This window comes from Rhodococcus tukisamuensis NBRC 100609, assembly GCF_001894985.1.
GTDB classification, from domain to species: domain Bacteria; phylum Actinomycetota; class Actinomycetes; order Mycobacteriales; family Mycobacteriaceae; genus Rhodococcus_G; species Rhodococcus_G tukisamuensis.
Genome location: NZ_BCXG01000003.1, coordinates 187,715 through 205,238, shown reverse-complemented (window position 1 = coordinate 205,238; position 17,524 = coordinate 187,715). Strand labels below are relative to the sequence as shown.

The 17,524-nt window shown below is 70.5% G+C and carries 19 protein-coding genes; 13 read left to right on the top strand and 6 right to left on the bottom strand.

What is annotated here, in order from left to right:
* Positions 1–40: 40 nt before the first annotated feature.
* The gene (locus RT2_RS04880) at positions 41–1,024 is read right to left on the bottom strand and encodes an NAD(P)H-dependent flavin oxidoreductase (protein ID WP_072843399.1); all 984 of its coding nucleotides are present in this window, start codon (positions 1,022–1,024) and stop codon (positions 41–43) included.
* A gap of 192 nt (positions 1,025–1,216) precedes the next feature.
* Positions 1,217–1,837, bottom strand: coding sequence for a TetR/AcrR family transcriptional regulator (locus RT2_RS04875; protein WP_072843398.1), 621 nt, complete (start codon positions 1,835–1,837; stop codon positions 1,217–1,219).
* Positions 1,838–2,088: 251 nt separating this feature from the next.
* Here RT2_RS04875 and RT2_RS04870 point away from each other — a divergent pair, with 251 nt between their 5' ends.
* The 9 genes from RT2_RS04870 (at position 2,089) to RT2_RS04830 (ending at position 10,239) form a co-directional block, all read left to right on the top strand.
* A complete protein-coding gene (locus RT2_RS04870) occupies positions 2,089–3,312 on the top strand; it encodes an acetyl-CoA C-acetyltransferase (protein WP_072843397.1) in 1,224 nt (407 codons plus the stop codon).
* A 1-nt stretch (position 3,313) separates the two neighbouring features.
* Positions 3,314–4,084: an SDR family NAD(P)-dependent oxidoreductase gene (locus tag RT2_RS04865; RefSeq protein WP_245709206.1), complete on the top strand. Its 771-nt coding sequence runs from the start codon at positions 3,314–3,316 to the stop codon at positions 4,082–4,084.
* Positions 4,081–4,857, top strand: coding sequence for an SDR family oxidoreductase (locus tag RT2_RS04860; RefSeq protein WP_072843396.1), 777 nt, complete (start codon positions 4,081–4,083; stop codon positions 4,855–4,857). Before RT2_RS04865 ends, RT2_RS04860 begins: the two co-directional genes overlap by 4 nt.
* Positions 4,857–5,312, top strand: coding sequence for a MaoC family dehydratase (locus RT2_RS04855; protein ID WP_072843395.1), 456 nt, complete (start codon positions 4,857–4,859; stop codon positions 5,310–5,312). Before RT2_RS04860 ends, RT2_RS04855 begins: the two co-directional genes overlap by 1 nt.
* A 156-nt stretch (positions 5,313–5,468) precedes the next feature.
* Complete coding sequence (locus tag RT2_RS04850) at positions 5,469–6,611, top strand: ABC transporter substrate-binding protein (protein WP_072843394.1); 1,143 nt, start codon at positions 5,469–5,471, stop codon at positions 6,609–6,611.
* Positions 6,611–7,498: an ABC transporter permease gene (locus RT2_RS04845; RefSeq protein ID WP_245709207.1), complete on the top strand. Its 888-nt coding sequence runs from the start codon at positions 6,611–6,613 to the stop codon at positions 7,496–7,498. Before RT2_RS04850 ends, RT2_RS04845 begins: the two co-directional genes overlap by 1 nt.
* Positions 7,486–8,385, top strand: coding sequence for an ABC transporter permease (locus RT2_RS04840; RefSeq protein ID WP_217635585.1), 900 nt, complete (start codon positions 7,486–7,488; stop codon positions 8,383–8,385). The genes RT2_RS04845 and RT2_RS04840 overlap by 13 nt, the downstream gene beginning before the upstream one ends.
* Positions 8,382–9,449, top strand: a complete 1,068-nt coding sequence (locus RT2_RS04835; protein WP_072843392.1) for an ABC transporter ATP-binding protein — start codon at positions 8,382–8,384, stop codon at positions 9,447–9,449. The genes RT2_RS04840 and RT2_RS04835 overlap by 4 nt, the downstream gene beginning before the upstream one ends.
* 25 nt (positions 9,450–9,474) lie before the next feature.
* Entirely contained in the window at positions 9,475–10,239 is a 765-nt protein-coding gene (locus RT2_RS04830) for a GntR family transcriptional regulator (RefSeq protein ID WP_072843391.1), read from the top strand.
* Here the strand turns inward: RT2_RS04830 and RT2_RS25275 are convergent.
* The 3 genes from RT2_RS25275 to RT2_RS04815 form a co-directional block, all read right to left on the bottom strand.
* Positions 10,217–10,786, bottom strand: coding sequence for an HD domain-containing protein (locus RT2_RS25275; protein WP_072843390.1), 570 nt, complete (start codon positions 10,784–10,786; stop codon positions 10,217–10,219). The two genes, RT2_RS04830 and RT2_RS25275, sit on opposite strands and share 23 nt — an antisense overlap.
* Entirely contained in the window at positions 10,783–11,913 is a 1,131-nt protein-coding gene (locus RT2_RS24980; protein WP_092775943.1) for a TauD/TfdA family dioxygenase, read from the bottom strand. The genes RT2_RS25275 and RT2_RS24980 overlap by 4 nt, the downstream gene beginning before the upstream one ends.
* A gap of 91 nt (positions 11,914–12,004) precedes the next feature.
* Positions 12,005–12,931 carry an NADP-dependent oxidoreductase gene (locus RT2_RS04815; RefSeq protein ID WP_072843389.1) on the bottom strand — a complete coding sequence of 309 codons (927 nt, stop codon included), beginning with the start codon at positions 12,929–12,931 and terminating at the stop codon, positions 12,005–12,007.
* Between the two features lie 99 nt (positions 12,932–13,030).
* Between RT2_RS04815 and RT2_RS04810 the strand changes: the two genes are divergently transcribed.
* The 4 genes from RT2_RS04810 (at position 13,031) to RT2_RS04795 (ending at position 16,574) form a co-directional block, all read left to right on the top strand.
* Positions 13,031–13,645, top strand: a complete 615-nt coding sequence (locus RT2_RS04810) for a TetR/AcrR family transcriptional regulator (protein WP_072843388.1) — start codon at positions 13,031–13,033, stop codon at positions 13,643–13,645.
* 13 nt (positions 13,646–13,658) lie between these two features.
* Complete coding sequence (locus tag RT2_RS04805; protein WP_072843387.1) at positions 13,659–14,324, top strand: DedA family protein; 666 nt, start codon at positions 13,659–13,661, stop codon at positions 14,322–14,324.
* A 119-nt stretch (positions 14,325–14,443) separates the two neighbouring features.
* Positions 14,444–15,838 carry a YhgE/Pip domain-containing protein gene (locus RT2_RS04800; protein WP_072843386.1) on the top strand — a complete coding sequence of 465 codons (1,395 nt, stop codon included), beginning with the start codon at positions 14,444–14,446 and terminating at the stop codon, positions 15,836–15,838.
* 7 nt (positions 15,839–15,845) lie between these two features.
* Positions 15,846–16,574 carry an SIMPL domain-containing protein gene (locus RT2_RS04795; protein WP_245709208.1) on the top strand — a complete coding sequence of 243 codons (729 nt, stop codon included), beginning with the start codon at positions 15,846–15,848 and terminating at the stop codon, positions 16,572–16,574.
* Here RT2_RS04795 and RT2_RS04790 read toward each other — a convergent pair.
* A complete protein-coding gene (locus RT2_RS04790) occupies positions 16,571–17,518 on the bottom strand; it encodes a DUF5996 family protein (RefSeq protein WP_072843384.1) in 948 nt (315 codons plus the stop codon). The genes RT2_RS04795 and RT2_RS04790 overlap by 4 nt on opposite strands.
* Positions 17,519–17,524 lie beyond the last annotated feature (6 nt).

Sequence of the window (17,524 nt, the reverse complement as noted above, 5' to 3'; positions counted from 1 at the left end):
CTAATCAGTGCCCGGGACGCGTCGTCTCGACAGGTTGCGCCTATCCGAGCAGCGCCGTGCGGGCCGCGGCGTACTCGGCGGCCAGCCGGTCGACGAGCGCGGATGCGGGCAGCACGGCCTTGACCGCACCGACGCCGTGCCCGGCGCCCCAGATGTCGCGCCAGGCCTTCGCCTCGGGCCTGCCGTCCTGCGTGTTGGCCTTCTCGCCGGTGCCGAAGTCCATCGCCGACGGGTCGGACTCCGCGAGGTCGGCGGGGTCGAGGCCGGCCGCCTCGATGCTGCCGCGCAGGTAGTTGCCGTGCACGCCGGTGAAGAGGTTGGAGTAGACGATGTCGGACGCGGCGGAGTCGACGACCATCTGCTTGTAGGCGTCGGCGGCGCCGGCCTCCTCGGTGGCGATGAAGGCGGACCCGACGTAGGCGAGATCGGCGCCCGCGGCCTGGGCGGCGAGGACCGAGCGCCCGTGCGCGATCGAACCGGAGAGCAGCAGCGGGCCGTCGAACCACTCGCGGATCTCCTGGACCAGCGCGAACGGCGACTGGGTGCCGGCGTGCCCGCCCGCGCCCGCGGCCACCGCGATGAGTCCGTCGGCGCCCTTTTCGACCGCCTTGCGGGCGTACCGGTTGTCGGTGACGTCGTGGAGCACGACGCCGCCGTAGGAGTGGACCGCGTCGTTGACGTCGGTGCGGGCGCCGAGTGAGGTGATAACGATCGGCACCTCGAACTCGACGACGGTGGCGAGGTCCTCCTCGAGGCGGTCGTTGCTCCTGTGCACGATGAGGTTCACCGCGTAGGGCGCGGCGGGCGACTCGGGATGGTTGGCGTCGTGCTTGGCCAGTGCCTCGGTGATCCGCAGGAGCCACTCGCGGAGCATCGGCTGGGGCCGGGCGTTGAGGGAGGGGAACGAACCGACGACGCCCGAAGTGCACTGGGCGATCACCAGATCCGGATTGGACAGGATGAACATCGGCGACGCCACCACGGGCAGGCGGAGCCGGTCTTGGAGCACGGGGGGCAGGCTCATGTGTTTCTCCTCGGCGTCGGTGCGGTCCGGTGTTCGACCCGAACAGGTTGGTTCAATAGGTTCATATTACTTATATCTCGGCGACAGGTGTTTGCGCCAGCGCTTCCGGGTCGAAGAAGCGAAATGCGCCGGGCTGAGCGATCGCTTATTCGGATCGCCGTCGAGTCGACTGCATCGGACGGCGGCTCCGGGTCAGTCCGACGACCTCACGATGCGTTCGGCGATGCTGGCGAACGCGGCACCCACTTCGTCGTGGGTCTGCAGCTCGCGGGACGGGAACCAGCGAACCGTGTCGATGCACAGGGACATGACGGCCAGGGTGGCCGTGTCCACGTTGTCGACCGCGAACTCGCCCGTCAGGGCGCCGTCGGCGATGATCTCCCGCATCACCCGCACGGTGTCCCTGCGGATTCGGACGACCTGCGCCTGGTTCTCCTCGGTGAGTGCGTGCAGTTCGTACTGGGCGACACGGCCGGTGGTGTGCTGCTCCGCGTGCCACCTCGCAAAGCAGAAAACTGCTGATCTGAGGCGCTTTGTCGCGGACCCCGTGGTGGCGGCGCCCGAGATCAGGGTCGCGAGCGCGGACTCGTGTCCGGCAAGGATCAACCGGAGCAGCACGTCCTGCTTGGAACTGAAGTGGATGTACATGGCGGCGGGGCTCATGCCGGCGCCGGCGGCGATCTCCCGGGTGCTCGTCCCGTGGTAGCCCTTGGCGGCGAAGGCGTCCCGGGCCGAGTCGAGCAGTCGTTGTTCCGCATCGGCGCCCGGCCGATCATGGGGTGCCGACGGGTCGGCCGGCGGATGTCCTGTCACCTGGTTCTCGATTCCTGTCGTGGCGCAGTCGGGGTCGGGTGTTGCCGTCTCGTGGGTATTGACATTCTCGCATCCCTCGCCGCAGACTAAGCGAGCGCTTAATCAGCGTCTTCGGGTGGACGCCGGGTCGGAAGATCCCGGCCGGGTCCAACGAGGACATGACAGAACTGGTCGGCCGCATCCCTCGCGCATCGACCTCGCCGGTGCCCCAGCCGGCGCCCTCACGGTCCAACTACGAAAGGCCGACCTCCATGACTGAAGCAGTCATCGTCTCCACCGCACGTTCACCGATCGGCCGCGCGGGCAAGGGCTCGCTCGTGGGCATTCGTCCGGACGATCTGGCTGCCCGGATCGTCCGCGCCGCGCTGGACAAGATCCCCGCCCTCGATGCCGACACGGTGGAGGACCTCTACCTGGGGGCCTGGGAACACTCCGGCGAGCAGAGCGAGAACATCGCCCGCCGGGTAGCGCTGCAGCTGGGGCTCGACTCCGTGCCCGGCGCCACCGTGAACAGGGCCTGTGCCTCCAGCGTCCAGACGACCAGGATGGCGGCCAACGCCATCAAGGCGGGCGACGGTGAGGTCTTCATCTCCGCCGGAGTCGAGTGCGTATCGCGCTACCCGCGGCAGGCCGGCGTCGGTGCCGGGGACGAGCAGTTCCAGAACCCGCTCTTTGCGGAGGCGCAGGCGCGCACAGCGCAGTTGGCGGCCACCGGTGCGGTATGGACGAATCCGCGTCTGACCGGCGGGCTCCCCGACGCCTACATCACCATGGGGCAGACCGCGGAGAACGTCGCCACCTACCGCGGTGTCAGCCGGGCAGAGCAGGACGAATTCGCCGCGCGGTCACAGCAGCTCGCCGAGAAGGCGATCGCCGACGGGTTCTTCGAGCGGGAGATCACCCCGATCGTCCTGGCGGACGGGACCGTGGTGAACGCCGATGACGGCCCGCGCGCCGGTACCACCGCGGAAGCGCTCGCCGGGTTGCGGCCCGTGTTCCGTGGAACCGGCTCCGTGACCGCCGGCAATGCCTGCCCGCTCAACGACGGCGCGGCGGCGGTGGTGGTGATGAGCGACCGGAAGGCGGCCGAACTCGGACTCACCCCGCTCGCCCGGGTGGTGGCGACCGCGGTCAGCGGCCTGTCGCCGGAGATCATGGGTCTCGGCCCCGTCGAGGCGTCCCGCCGAGCGCTGGCCAGGGCGGGTCTCTCGATCGGTGACATCGATCTGGTGGAGATCAACGAGGCCTTTGCCGCACAGGTGATTCCGTCCTACCGGGACCTCGGTGTCGACATCGACCGGCTGAATGTCAACGGCGGGGGTATCGCGCTCGGTCACCCGTTCGGTGCGACCGGCGCCCGGATCACCACTACGCTGCTGCACTCACTGCAGGAGCGGGACAAGCAGTTCGGTCTCGAGACCATGTGCATCGGCGGCGGCCAGGGCATGGCCATCATCTTCGAGAGGGTCGGCTGACATGAACGTCACTGAAATGAATGCTGCTGCAGTTAAATCCAATATCGTCTTCGACTTCGCCGGTCAGACGGTGATCGTGACCGGCGCGGCTCGCGGAATCGGACTCGAGGTGGGGCGGCTCTTCGTGAAAGCCGGTGCCGACGTCTTCCTGGTCGACTTCGACGCTGGGGCGCTCGACGAGGCGACCGCCGAACTGGGCTGTCGCGGCGTCGCTGCCGACGTCAGCGACACCGCATCGGTGCAGACGGTCGTCGACACGGTCGTCGCCGAGACCGGTCGGATCGACGTGCTGGTCAACAATGCCGGCATCTTGCGGGACCGGATGCTGTGGAAGCTCACCGACGACGACTACGAGCAGGTGATGGCCGTGCACGCCGGTGGCACCTTCCGGTTCACCCGGGCGTGCACGCCGCACTTCCGGGCGCAGCGGCACGGCCGGGTCGTCAACGTCACCTCGTACACGGGGCTGCGTGGCAATGTCGGCCAGTCGAACTACGCGATGGCGAAGGCCGGGATCATCGGATTCACCAAGACCGCGGCAAAGGAACTCGCGGGATTCGGCGTCACCGTCAACGCGATCTCCCCGAACGCGGAAACCCGCATGATCGCCTCGATTCCGGACGCCAAGCGTGCCGAACTGACCGCTCAGGTTCCGCTGGGCCGGTTTGCCGATCCCGCCGAGATCGCCTCGGCCGTCGCCTTTCTCGCGTCCAGCGAGGCGGGGTACGTCACCGGTGCCGTCGTGCCCGTGGACGGCGGTATCTCCATATGACGGTTCAGGACACGCGGTGCGGACTCGGTCGATTCGAAGGCCAGGTCGCGATCGTCACCGGTGCGAGCCGAGGCATCGGCCTCGCGGTGGCGGAACGCCTGGTCGCAGAGGGTGCCCGGGTGGTCGTCACGGCCCGCCGGCAGGAGACACTCGACGAGGCGGTCGAACGACTCGGCGGCCCGGCCGTGGCGCTCGCCGTCGCCGGTCATGCGGATGACGAGGCACACCAGCAGGACGTGGTCGACCGGACCGTCGAGCGGTTCGGTCGGATCGATGTGCTGGTGAACAACACCGGCATCAACCCGATTGCCGGGTCCACCCTGGACGCGGATCTCGGAAAGGCGCGCAAGATCTTCGAGGTCAACGTCCTCGGTGCACTCAACTGGAGCCGGCGGCTTCGGGACCACTGGAGCGGGGCTCCCGGAGTGGTGGTCAACGTCGCGTCCGTCGCGGGGGTCCGGCCGGCATCCGGCATCGGTGTGTACGGCGTGAGCAAGGCCGCGGTCATCGCGTTGACCGCGCAGTTGGCTGCGGAGAACGGCCCGGCCATTCGTGTCAATGCCGTCGCTCCGGCCGTGGTCCGCACCAAGTTCGCCGGCGCCCTGTTCGAAGGCAGGGAGGCCGAGGTTGTGGCGCGGTATCCCCTCGGCCGCCTGGGTGAGCCCGAGGATGTCGCCTCTGCGGTCGCCTTTCTGGCTTCCCGGGACGCGGGTTGGATCACCGGACAGACCCTGGTCGTCGACGGCGGGCTCACGCTGGCGGGTGGTGTGTGATGGCAGTCTTCGGCTCGATCGAGGAGTTGCGCGGCGCGGCGGGGACCGACCTCGGAACGAGCGGGTGGACGACGATCAGCCAGGATCGGATCGACGCGTTCGGAGAGTGCACGGAGGACCGTCAGTGGATCCACGTGGACCCAGTCCGGGCCGCGGCAGGACCGTTCGGAGGGCCGATCGCGCACGGCTACCTGACCCTGTCCCTGGTGTCGGTGTTCCTCGAGGACCTCATCGCGGTGCGGGGTGTTCGGGCCGCGGTCAACTACGGGCTGGACAAAGTACGGTTCCCGGCACCGGTGCCCGCCGGTGCGCGGGTGCGTGGACACGGCCGGGTGCTGTCCGTCGAGGAGGTCCCCGGTGGGGTCCAGGTGGCGCTCGGCCTGACCGTCGAGTGCGACGCACAGGACAAGCCGGTGTGCGTCGCGCAGTCACTCGCCCGGTACCTGGCGGACTGAACGGACCGTCGACGACGGCGCCGACCCAAGGCATTCAGGTTGCGTTCACCTGACCGTCGCGATCGGTCTCTTGGCTATACAACTTGTCCGCGCAGAGTCTGACCTGCTCGGCCGCTCGGCCGCAGCGGATGAGCATTCTCACCTGGAGTCGGACAAGTGCGCAGAACATCGATTCGCAACGCGGGCATCATTCTCGTCGCGGGGGCCGTGGTCCTCGGCTCGAGCGCCTGCACCAAGAAGGCCGACGCGACCGCGTCGCCCGCTGCCGCGGCCACCGCCACGTCGGTCGCCGACGCCGGTGGCATGGACGCGCTGATCGCCGCCGCGAAGGCCGAGGGGTCACTGAATCTCATTGCGCTGCCCCGTGACTGGGCAGGCTACGGCGACCTCATCGACAACTTCGGCGCCAAGTACGGCATCACGGTGACCGTCGACAACCCGGAGGCCAGCAGCGCCGACGAGGTCAACGCGATCAAGTCCCTGAAGGGTCAGGACCGCGCGCCCGACGCGGTCGACGTCGGTACCGCGTTCGCCATCAGCGGCGCCCAGGAGGGTCTGTACGCGCCGTACAAGGTGGCGACCTGGGACGGCATCCCCGAGTCGCAGAAGTCGCCCGACGGCACGTGGTACGCGGACTACGGCGGATACATCTCGATCGGCTGCGACGCCGCGAAGGTGACGGTGTGCCCGGCCTCGTTCGCGGACCTGGCCAAGCCCGAGTACCGGGGCAAGGTCGCGCTGACCGGCGATCCCCTAAAGAGCAACTCGGCGCTGATGGCCGTGTGGTCCGCGGCCCTGGCCAACGGGGGTTCGGTCGACGACATCGCGCCCGGCATCGACTACTTCGGCAAGCTCAAGGCCAGCGGAAACTACGTCCCCGTCAAGGCGACCGCGGCCACGATCGCGTCCGGCGAGACGCCCATCGTCGTCGACTGGGACTACCTGAACGCGGCGAAGACCAAGGACCTCGCGAACGCCGGGGTGCGCTGGACCGTCGCCGTCTCGGGCGACGCGACGATCGGCTCGTACTACGCGCAGGCGATCAGCGCGACCGCGCCGCACCCGGCCGCCGCCCGCCTGTGGCAGGAATACCTCTACAGCGACGAGGGCCAGAACGGTTACCTCGCGGGATACGCCCGCCCGGCTCGCCTGCCTGCGATGCAGGCCGCGGGCACCGTCGACCCGGCGCTCGCCGAGCACCTGCCCGCGGTCAACGTCAAGGCCGAATTCCCCACGGATGCACAGGCAACCGCGGCGAAGGACACCCTGACGCAGACATGGGCGAGCACGGTCAAGTAGTGCGATCCGGGACTGCCGCGCGCCGCGCGGGCCTGCCGTGGAGCTGGTTCGGGCTGGTGCCGTTCTTCGGCTACGTGAGTGTCTTCTTCCTGTTGCCCACCGCGGTCATCGCGTACTCGGCGTTCCGGGTGCGTGGTGAGGGCGGCACCAGCACGTTCGGCGGCGCGAACATGTCCGCCGCGCTCAGTGGTGCCTACCTGGACGCGTTGTGGAACAGCGCGACGATGTCGCTGGTGTGTGCGGTGATCGCGGCCGTGCTCGGGGTGGTGCTCGCGTACGCGGTGGCCACCAGCCGGGGCGGGGTGCTGCCGCGGCTGGTCTCCACCAGCGCGGCGGTGCTCGCGAACTTCGGTGGGCTGCCGCTGGCCTTCCTGTTCGTCGCGGCGATCGGCAACGCCGGCGTGCTCACCGTCTTCGTGCAGGAGCGACTGGGACTCTCCCTCCGCGACGACCTGGGGTTGGACCTGTACTCGCGGGGTGGGGTCCAGTTCGTCTACCTGTACTTCCTGATCCCGCTCATGGTCCTCGTCATCACCCCGGCGCTGGAGGGCCTGCGCCCCGAGTGGCGGGAGGCGGCCGACGGTCTCGGCGCGCGCGGCTGGCAGTACTGGCGCCACGTCGCGGGACCGGCGCTGCTGCCGCACTTCCTCGGCAGCATCGCGCTGCTGTTCTGCACCGCCTTCTCGTCGTACGCGACCGCGGAGGCGCTCACCAACGGCACGCTGGCGATCACACCGCTGCGGATCGACGGCGCGCTGTCGGGGAATGTCCTTGCCGGGCAGGAGAACCTGGGGGCGGCCCTGGCCCTGTCCATGATCGTGGTGGTGGTCCCGCTGACCCTGCTCTACCAACTGATGCAGCGGAGGAGTTCGCGATGGTTGCAGTGATCGACGCGCCGGTGACGCCGAACGTTGCGCCGCCGGCGCCCACCACGGCGCCGCTGCGGCCCCGCGGCCGGACCCGACGGGAGGGGCCGCCGGTGCGCTACTGGCGCGGGGTGGTCCTCGGGCTGGCCGGGCTGTACTTCCTCGGCCCGGTCCTGGTGGCCTTCTGGTTCACCGTGGACGGGGTCGACGGCCCGACCCTGGCGGCGTACACCCGCATCTTCTCTGCGGCCGGCTTCGTGGACTCGATGACGAGTTCGTTGCTGCTCGGATTGATCTCGGTGGCAATCACTTTGGCGTTGATGGTGCCGACGATGCTGCTGGTGCACCTGCGGCTGCCTCGGGCGCGCCCCTACGTCGAGGTGTTTTCGCTGCTGCCGCTGGTGATTCCGCCGGTGGCCCTCGTCGTCGGCGTCCGCGGCGTGCTCGGCTGGGGCAACGGCAGCGAGTTCGTCGAGGTCTCCGCCGTGTTCACCGCGTTGCAGGACAAGTCCCTGCCCCTGGTGCTGGCGCTGATGTACGTGGTGATCGCCCTGCCGTTCACCTACCGCAGCCTCGACGCCGGACTGCGCGGCTCGAAGGTGACGGTCCTGGTCGAGGCGGCGCTGAACCTGGGTGCTCGCTGGCCGACGGTGCTGTGGCGCGTCGTGCTCCCGGCCCTGCGGACCTCGCTGCTCAACGCGGGCTTCCTCGCCTTCGCGTTGGTGATGGGCGAGTACACGATCGCGAAAATCCTCATCTTCCCGACCTTCCCGGTGTGGCTCGCCCAGTCCGGCGCCACCGACGGCCAGCTGCAGGTCGCTCTGGCCCTGCTCAGCCTGGCATTCACGTGGGCACTGCTGCTGATCGTGGTGGCGGTCGCCGGCCGAACACGAAAGGCAAAGCCATGACGAATCCGAGCGTCCGAATCGAGAACGACGGCACGGCCGTCAGCTTCGTCGGCGTCCGCCGCACCTTCGGCGCCGTCAACGCACTGGACGGGCTGGACCTCGACGTCGCCCCGGGTGAGCTGGTGGCGCTGCTCGGGCCGTCCGGGTGCGGCAAGACCACCGCCCTGCGCATCCTCGCCGGTTTCGACCAGCCGGACAGCGGGCAGGTGCTGGTCGGCGGCGCCGACGCGGCGGGCCTGCCCGCCAACCGGCGCGACATGGGGATGGTCTTCCAGTCCTACAGTCTGTTCCCCACCATGAGCGCCCAGGACAACGTCGCGTTCGGGCTGCGCCTGCGCGGTCGCAGCGAGCGCGGGCACGGTCGGCTCGCCCGGGCGCGGGAGCTGCTGGACCTGGTCGGCCTCGCCGACCACGTCGCCAAGTTCCCGCACCAGCTCTCCGGCGGACAGCAGCAGCGGGTGGCGTTGGCGCGGGCGCTGGCGATCGCCCCCCGCGTCCTGCTGCTCGACGAGCCGCTCTCGGCGCTCGACGCCAAGGTCCGGTACCAGCTGCGGGAGGAGATCCGCCGGATCCAGCTGGACCTGGGCGTGACCACTCTGCTGGTCACCCACGACCAGGAGGAGGCCCTCGCCATCGCGGACCGGGTTGCGGTGATGCGGGCCGGCAGGCTGGAACAGTGCGCGCCCCCGAGCGAGGTGTACCGCCGCCCGGCGACGCCGTTCGTCGCCGAGTTCGTCGGCACGATGAACCACATACCGGCCGTCGCCGTGGACCGCGGCACCGTCCGGGTGGGCGAGCAGACCCTGGCCTGCGACGGCGAGTGGCCCGGGACCGGTCCGGTGACCGTGCTGGCGCGCCCCGAGGCGGTGCTGGTACGCGAGGGCGTCGACGGCGACACAGTCGTCACGGCCGCGACCTTCTACGGCGCGTCGACGCGGCTGCGGCTGGCCCGGCCGGACGGGGCGGAGTTGCTTGCCGACGTCGCCAGCCACCGGGGTGGGGCGTTGACGCCCGGCGCCCGAGTCCACGTGTCCCTGCTCGACCGCCCGGTGCTGCTGGCATGAGCCGCCCGGTCGGTACGGTAGTGAGATGAGTGCGGGAGCAAGCGATCTGCCGCTCTACCGGTCGATCGCCGCGGACATCCAGACCGCGATCGAACGCGGCGACTTCGCCGACGGGGTGACGATGCCGTCGGAGAACGAGCTGACGGCGAGGTACGGCGTATCCCGCGGGACCATTCGGCAGGCCTTCGCATTCCTGCGCTCCACCGGGGTGGTGTCCTCGCGCCGCGGCGCACGGCGGCAGGTGCGGAGCGGTCCGAAGGTGCAGTCGATGACCGAGCTGGTCAGCTTCTCCCGGTGGGCGCGGGGTCTCGGCGAGACGCCGAGCAGCCGGACGTTGGGCGCCGCGCTGGCGCCCGCGTCCGGCGTGGTGGCGGAGAAGCTGGGGGTCGAGAAGGGCACCAACGTCTTTCACGTCGAACGTGTCCGGCTTTTGGGGGCGGTGCCGACGATGCTGGAGAGCACCTACTACCCGGGGTCGCTCGCGTCGTTGATCTCTGTGATCGACCTGGACGTCGAGTCGATCACCGACCGACTGGCGGACCACGGCATCGTCTTCGCCGACGCCGAACACGCCATCGACGCCGTCGCGGCGACGCCCCGGGAGGCCGAGTTGCTCGACCTCGCTCCCGGGGCGCCGTTGCTGCGGACGGTCCGGCGGACCACAGACCCGGTCGGCGAGGTCCTCGAGTGCTCGATCGACCTGTACGCCGGCGAGGCCGTGGCGTTTGTGGTCCGCAACTCCCTTGCCGCCGGGGCGACCAGTCGGGTCAGCGCGCGGACCGGGGACTGAGGGTCCGGTCCAGCCCGTCGATGTCGCCGCGGAAGTCCGCGAGGGTGACCGCGGGCGCGTCGGGGTCCTTGCCCAGGTCGTCGAACCGGCGCAGCCGGCACGCTTCCTGGGCATAGGGCTCGGCGGCAAAGGCAGCGACTTCCGCCGCGTCCATGACTCCGCCCTGCACCGCCATGGTGAACTTCGAGGCGTCGGACAGCTTGTCGTAGTAGCTGGGGTCGGTCGCGCACAGGTAGCGCTTGGCCGCCACGTGCAGCCGCACCGGCTCGGTCACCGCCTCGTCGAACCACGTGGACAGCCACTCGGCGGCGACGGCGTCGTGGTGGTTGTCGTTGCCCGACATGAGGTCCCGGCCGCTGATCGCGCCGGAGAAGTGGCCGACGTCGTGCAGCACCGCCGCCACCACCAGCTCGGCGGGGGCGCCCGCCGCGCGGGCGGCCCGCCCGGTCTGGAGCATGTGCTGGGCCATGGACACCTGCTCGCCGAGGTACTCCTGCCCGCCCTCTCCGGCGAACAGCGTGGACAGGGCGTCGTAGGCGTTGGTCATCGGGTCTCCTGGTAGGTCTGCAGGGTGCTCAGTAGTCCGTCCAGGTCCGCGTAGGTGCCCTGGAGGTGGCGGCCGCCGGCGGCGGCAAAGGCGGTGCGCGCGTGCAGCAGTCGGGTGTTGTCGAAGATCAGGCAGTCGCCGGCGCCGAGGTGGAAGTTGAGCTGGGCCTCGGGCGCGTACAACAGTTCGGCGAACTCGCGGTAGGCGCGGTAGAACTCGCGCGCCAGATCGGGATGCCGGCGCGGCACCACCATCGACCGGTTGTTGAAACGGATCTCGCGGATGCGGCCGGACTCGTCGAGGGAGATCAGGGGCGTCACCGCGCCCAGGTGGGCGACGGGGGAGTCGAAGCGGTAGGTGACCGCGGTGCGGGTGAGGATCTCGAAGGCGCGAAAGTTGCGCTCGCGCAGCGTCGCCGCGGCCGCGAATCCGTCGACGAGACCGGACTCGCCGCCGACGGACGCGTTGTGCAGGCAGTGCAGGAGCTGGAGCGTCGGCACCGGGTCGCGGTACGGGTTGTCGGTGTGCGGACTGATCGCGAGGCCGGTGAACGCGAGGTTCACCGCGTTCTCCTCCACCCGCACGTCGAAGAGCCTGCCGTAGTTGGTTTCCCGGACGAAGCCGAACGTCTCGGCCACCTTCGTGACCTGCCCCGGCTCGGTGGGCACCCCGCGCAGCAACGCAAATCCGCGCTCGACCACGTCGTGCAGTGCCGGGGCCGGGTCGGTGAGGTACCCTGCCCAGTCGTACGACCGGAGCGGCGACATCTCGGATGCCTTTCGCCACAACCGCTTTCCGTGCTCGGTGCGCGAGTCGGAAAGCGGATCGGGTGATTTCGCTGCGATCAGCGCGTCGAGGCCGAAGGTGGACCGGTGACCGTCGGGTGCGAACTCGACCTCGACGCGGTCGCCGTGAACGCGGGCCTCGCGGACCCGGAGGTCTTCGGGCAGGTCGACGATGTTGAACAGTCGCTGACCGCTGACGGCGTCGCGGCTCGCGGCGCCGGTGCAGGCGTCGCGGAGCCACACCGCGGCGACCTCGACCACGGCGTCGTCGACCGTCAGCCTCAGGTCGCCGTCGACGACCGACACGGCGATCGCCCTCTTCTCGATAACTTGGCTGTACATGTCTACGAGGTTGGCAGGGCCGGACGTCCGGTCGACAACGTGACGGTGAACAGTGGGTGGCGGATTCGTCGACGGCGGGTAGGGGCAGGGGTCAGGGCAGCAGGACGAACTTCCCGCGGGGGTGCGGCGCCGCCAGCTCGGTGTGCGCCCGCGCGGCGTCGGCGAGCGGGAAAGTCTTCGCGACCTGGACTACGAGCTTCCCCTGCCCGGCCAGATCCACCAGGCCCGCGCGTGCCTCCCGCCGGATCCGGGCGCTCTCCGGGGTGCCGCCGCCGATCGCGGGGAACCCGTCCTGCTCCGCCCGGCCGAACGCGGCGATGGTGACGATCCGGCCACGGTCCGCGACCAGTTCCAATGAGGCGTCGACGGCCTCGTCGGTGCCGACGGTGTCGACGGCCGCGTCGAATCCGTCCGGTGCGGCCGCGCGCAGCCGGTCCGCCAGGCCGTCGCCGTACTCGACCGGGACGGCGCCGAGCTCGCGCAGGTAGGAGTGGTTCGACGCCCGGGCGGTCCCGATCACGGTGGCACCCCGCGCGACGGCGAGTTGCACCGCCAGCGATCCCACGCCGCCGGACGCGCCGTGGATCAGGACGGTGTCACCGGCTGTCACGGCGGTGGTGGTCAACGCGTCGACGGCGGTGCCGCCGGTGGTCAGCAGGCCGGCGGCCTGCTCCCAGGGCAGCGCGGCGGGTTTGGCGAGGACGTCCGTGGCGGCGACATTCAGCCGCTCGGTGTAGCCGCCGGTGCCGGTGTAGGCAATCACCTCGTCGCCGACACGAAACGGGCCGTCGTCGCCGACCGCGACCACCACGCCGGACACCTCGATGCCCGGACGCACCGGCAGGCTGCGGGGATCGGTGCCGAAGGCACCGTTGTACATCTTGTAGTCGGCGGGGTTGACGCCCGCCGCGCGCACCTCGACCTGGACCCGGCCGGGGCCGGGCGGCGGTACCTGCTCGTCGATCACGGTGAGGACCTCAGGTCCTCCGAACTCGGGGGCAACGACGGTATGGGTCATGACCCGGGAACGGTCTGGCGAGGGTGATCTATTCCACAGACGCTGACTGAACCCGGCCCAAACTTGTACCGAGTACAACATTGGGCCTACGCTGGAATCGTGACCCAGCCAGCCGGGCTCCGCGCGGCGAAGAAGCTCGAGACGTGGCGCGCACTGCGCGCCGCGGCGGTCGAACTCGTCTGCGCCCGCGGGTACGACGCGGTGTGCGTCGAGGAGATCGCGGCCGCCGCGAACGTCTCGAAGAGCACCCTGTTCAACTACTTCGACTCCAAGGAGTCGTTGCTGCTCGACCCCGACCCCGAGGATCAGGCGTACTGGCGGTGCCGGGCGGCCGCGAGGCCCGCCGACGAGCCCCTGTGGGACTCGTTGCGGGAGATCATCGTCGGCTGCGTCGGCCGCGACGAGCCGAAACTGTTGCTGCGCAAGAACATCATCGTGGCCTCCCCGCCCACACTCGAGTCGATGTGGTCGGCCAGCGAGCCGTTCCGGACCTTCGTCCGGGAGTGGGCCGGGTGCCGGACCGCGGGCACCGACCTCGATGCCTTCCATCTCGCGCTGGTGCTGAACTCGGCCTTCGCCGTCGTGCACACCGCGTATCGGGCGTGGCAGCCGGGCGAGGGGGTGGCCCGGTTCGAGCAGTTGCTGCACGACGGATTCGACCTGGCCGGCGCGGGATTCGCCAGGCCGGGCCAACCCTTCCCGGACGCGGACTGACGCGGAGCGCACCATGGGCGAACTGCTGGAGCGACTACAGACCCTCGACGTGATCGTCGGGTATGCCGTCGTAGCCGCATTCGTCTTCACCGAGGATGCGCTGCTGTTGGGGTTCCTCGTCCCCGGCGAGACCGCCGCGATCATGGGCGGCGTGATCGCCAGCCAGACCGACGCGAACCTGTGGCTGATGATCGCACTGGTGATCGTCGCCGCGATCCTCGGCGACACCGTCGGATTCGGACTCGGCCGGCGGCTGGGTCCGCGGGTGTTGCGGGTCCCGTTCCTCGGCGCCCGGCTCGACGGTGCGCAGGCGTTGCTCACGCGGCACGGCGGCCCGGCGGTGTTCCTGGGTCGCTTCGTGGCGTACGTGCGGACGGTGATGCCCCCGCTCGCCGGGCTCAGCGAGATGACGTACCGGCGCTTCCTGGCCTTCAACTCGGTCGCGGCCGTGGTGTTCGGCACCGGGAACGTGCTCCTCGGCTACTTCGCGGGGAACTCGTACGAGAGGGTCGAACACGCGCTCGGCGGCGGTGCCACCGTGCTGCTGGCGGTCGCGGCCGTGGTCGCCGCCAGCTGGTGGCTGCGTCGCCGGTTCCGCGCCCAGGCGACCCGCCTGCCGTCACTGCCCGTGGTCGGGGCACCGTCGGCAGACGACTCTCCGCACCCGGCCGGCGCCTGACCGATCCCCTTACCGCACGGTGGCCTCGCGGAAGGCGGGTGCATGCCGGTTCGAGGACCTCAGAGAATCCTCAGACACACGCAAGGGACACGCCACAATCCGCCCGTAGCGTCGCAGCTATGGTTGCCACACATGCGAATCCGCCCCGAAACAGACGGCGGTGGACCGCCCTCCTGCTGACCGCGGCCCTGCTGGGCGGCGGTGTGGGCGCCTACTTCTGGAGCCGGTCGGACACCCCGTCGCGGCTGGTCGCCATCGTGAACGAGGACGCCGGGGCCAGCGCCGCGGGCAAGCCGGTGCGGGCCGGCGACCAGGTGGTCGCGGCGCTGCAGGAGGCCGACGACTTCGACTGGGAGGTGGTGGACGCCGACACTGCCGCGGACCGGAAGTACCTGGCGTCGGTGACCGTCCCGGCGGACTTCTCCGAGGCCGTGACCAGCCAGGGTGGCACCGATCCCCGGCAGGCCGAGCTCGCCGTGCACCGCAACCGGCCCGGCACCGCGGCCGACGACGCGGCCATCACCGCCCTGATGACCACCGTCTCGGAGCAGACCGGCGCCCGCGGCATCAAGGACCTGCTCGCCGGTGTCGCGTCGGCGCGCGGGCAGCTGCAGCAGACCTTGCTGCCGGCCCAACTGCTCACCGCCGCAACTGGTGCGGCGGACAAGCAGGCGCAGGAGCTGCTGGCCGGGGTGGACTCGGTGCTGCCCTACCTGGCGACCGCGAACGACGGGGCGAACCAGTTGGTGGACGTGGCGGGCCAGGTCGCCGGGATGGTCGACGGGGCGAGCGGCCCCGCCGGGGAGCTGTCCGACCGGCTGACCGCGCTCGGGCTGAGCATCGGCGACGTCACCCGCGGGACGGCACGGCTGCAGGACGGCCTCGGCGAGGCGGTCGCTGTGCTGCGCGCCCCCGGTGCCGAGGCCGTCCTGCGGGCGTCGGGCGTCGAGGTGGGCAGGGCCGTCGGCGCGCTGGAACAGACGGCCGCCGACCTCGGTGCGCTGTCCGCCCAGTTGAACTCCGTCACCGCGCTGCTCGGCGAGGGGGTCGGGCCGGACACCGACCTCGGCGACGCGGTGCGCAGCGGCTTCGGCCAGTTGGAGGCGGTGTCCGCGCAGCTCACCAGCGCCGGTCTCCAGCTGCAGGACGGCATCGGGCCGATCGCCGCGCAGGCACCCGAGTTGCTTGGGAGCACCAAGGACCAGATCCTGGCCGGTGTCGGCCAGCTCAAGAGCGTGTCTGCGCAGCTCGGCGACCAGCTGACCAAGGGTGTCGACGCCATCCCGGTGCGTAATGCCGCTCAGCAGCAACAGATCTCGTCCGTGCTCAGCGCCCCGGTGGCGGTGGTGCAGTCCGGCGACGACTCCTCCGCGGCGGTGTTCACCGCGGAGCACCTCGCGATCGTGTTCGCGGCGACCACGCTGCTGCTCGCCGCGGCGCTCGCGTGGACGGTGCGGCGGGGAACGGGCGTTCCGGCAACTTCGGGCGCACGAGCGGACGTCGATGGGTCATAGTGGGGTTGTGCCGACGACACGACGATCGACCGCCGCCCTTGCCCTGACCGCCGCCGCCGTGTCACTGCTGGTCACCGGGTGTACCAGCGGCAGCGACGGCGGGTCCGGCGACTCCGCGCCGCCCGGGATCAGCACCCAGGGCACCGGGAAGGTGACCGGCACCCCCGACACCGTCACCGTGGTCCTCGGTGTCCAGACTCAGGGCGCCGAGGCCAATGTCGCCCTCGCCGAGAACGCCCAGCGCGCCACCGACCTGATCGACACGCTGAAGGGCAAGGGCGTGGAGGCGAAGGACATCCAGACCTCCAACCTGTCCGTGCAGCCGGTCTTCGCGCCCGGCGGCTCGGCGATCACCGGGTACGAGGTGACCAACCAGGTGACGGCGACCGTGCGTGACGTGAGCAAGGCGGGCGGGCTGATCGACGCGGCGGCAGGCGCCTCGGGCGACGCGATCCGGGTGCAGCAGACCTCCTTCTCGATCGCCGACGACAGCGAACTGCGGGCGCAGGCCCGCGCTGATGCGGTGCAGCAGGCCAAGGACCAGGCGGGGCAGATCGCCGACGCGGCCGGGGTGCGCCTGGGCGAGGTCCGGTCGATCACCGAGGTGCCCGCGGGCACGCCGGGCCCGTACCCGCAGGCCGGGACGGCGTTCGACCGGGCGCCGTCGACGCCGGTCGAACCGGGCAGTCAGGAGCTGACGGTGTCGGTCTCGGTGGTCTACGACATCGACGACTAGGACACGCCCTGGCGGTGCGCAGCCCATCGGTCGGGGTCGCACTCGAGTGCGGAGCGGTCCCAGCCGCCGAGCTCGGCGGCCGCCCGGTAGGTGCCCTGCAGGAAGTCGAGCAGCACGGCGTCGGGATCGCTCGCGGTGCGGACCGCCTCGTAGGGGAGCAGGAACTGCCGGAACTCCTTGCTGTAGAAGGCGTCCGGCGCTCCGATCGGGGAGGCGTCGAACCCGTCCGGTTCGGGGTAGGCGTACGCGTAGAACGCGCCCTCGTCGCCGCCGCCCGGCCAGAACCCGCAGCTGCTCAACTCGTGTGAGTAGCCCTCGACCATGACCCAGTCGCCGCAGTTGGGCGCGCCGCCCGGGTGGGTGGGCGCGGTCCGGCCTGAGAACCGGGTGCACGCGAGATCCATGGCGCCCCAGAAGAAGTGGACGGGGGAGACCTTGCCGATGAAGTGGGACCTGAACTCGTGCAGGACGCGGTCGGCCTGCACGAGTTGCCGCCAGAACAGATTTGCGGCCGTCGCGTCGTAGGCGCAGTGGGTGCGGTCCTCGGCGAAGGGGATCGCGGGGTCGACCTCGTTCGGGGTGGCCTGGGTGGTCACCTCGATCCCGAGTCGGTCGAGGGCCCGCCCGACCTTGGCGTGGAACTCGGCCACCGACTGCGGCTCGAGCGCGACCTCGTCCGCGCCGCCGTCGCTGGTGACGATGCGCAGCCGGTGTGCGCGGAAGTCGAACTCGATGTCGAAGACCCGGGTCCCGTAGGGGATGGTCGAGGTGGTCAGGCCGCGCGGGGTCACGTACAGCGTGACCTGCCACCAGTGATTGACCAGCGGCGCCAGCGACAGCCGGATCTTGCCGACGATCTGCATCCACATGTGCAGCGTCTCGCGGGTCTCGGTCCAGTCCGCGACCCGCAGCGCGGGCCAGGCGGGGGCAGTCGGTTCGGACATGGCGCC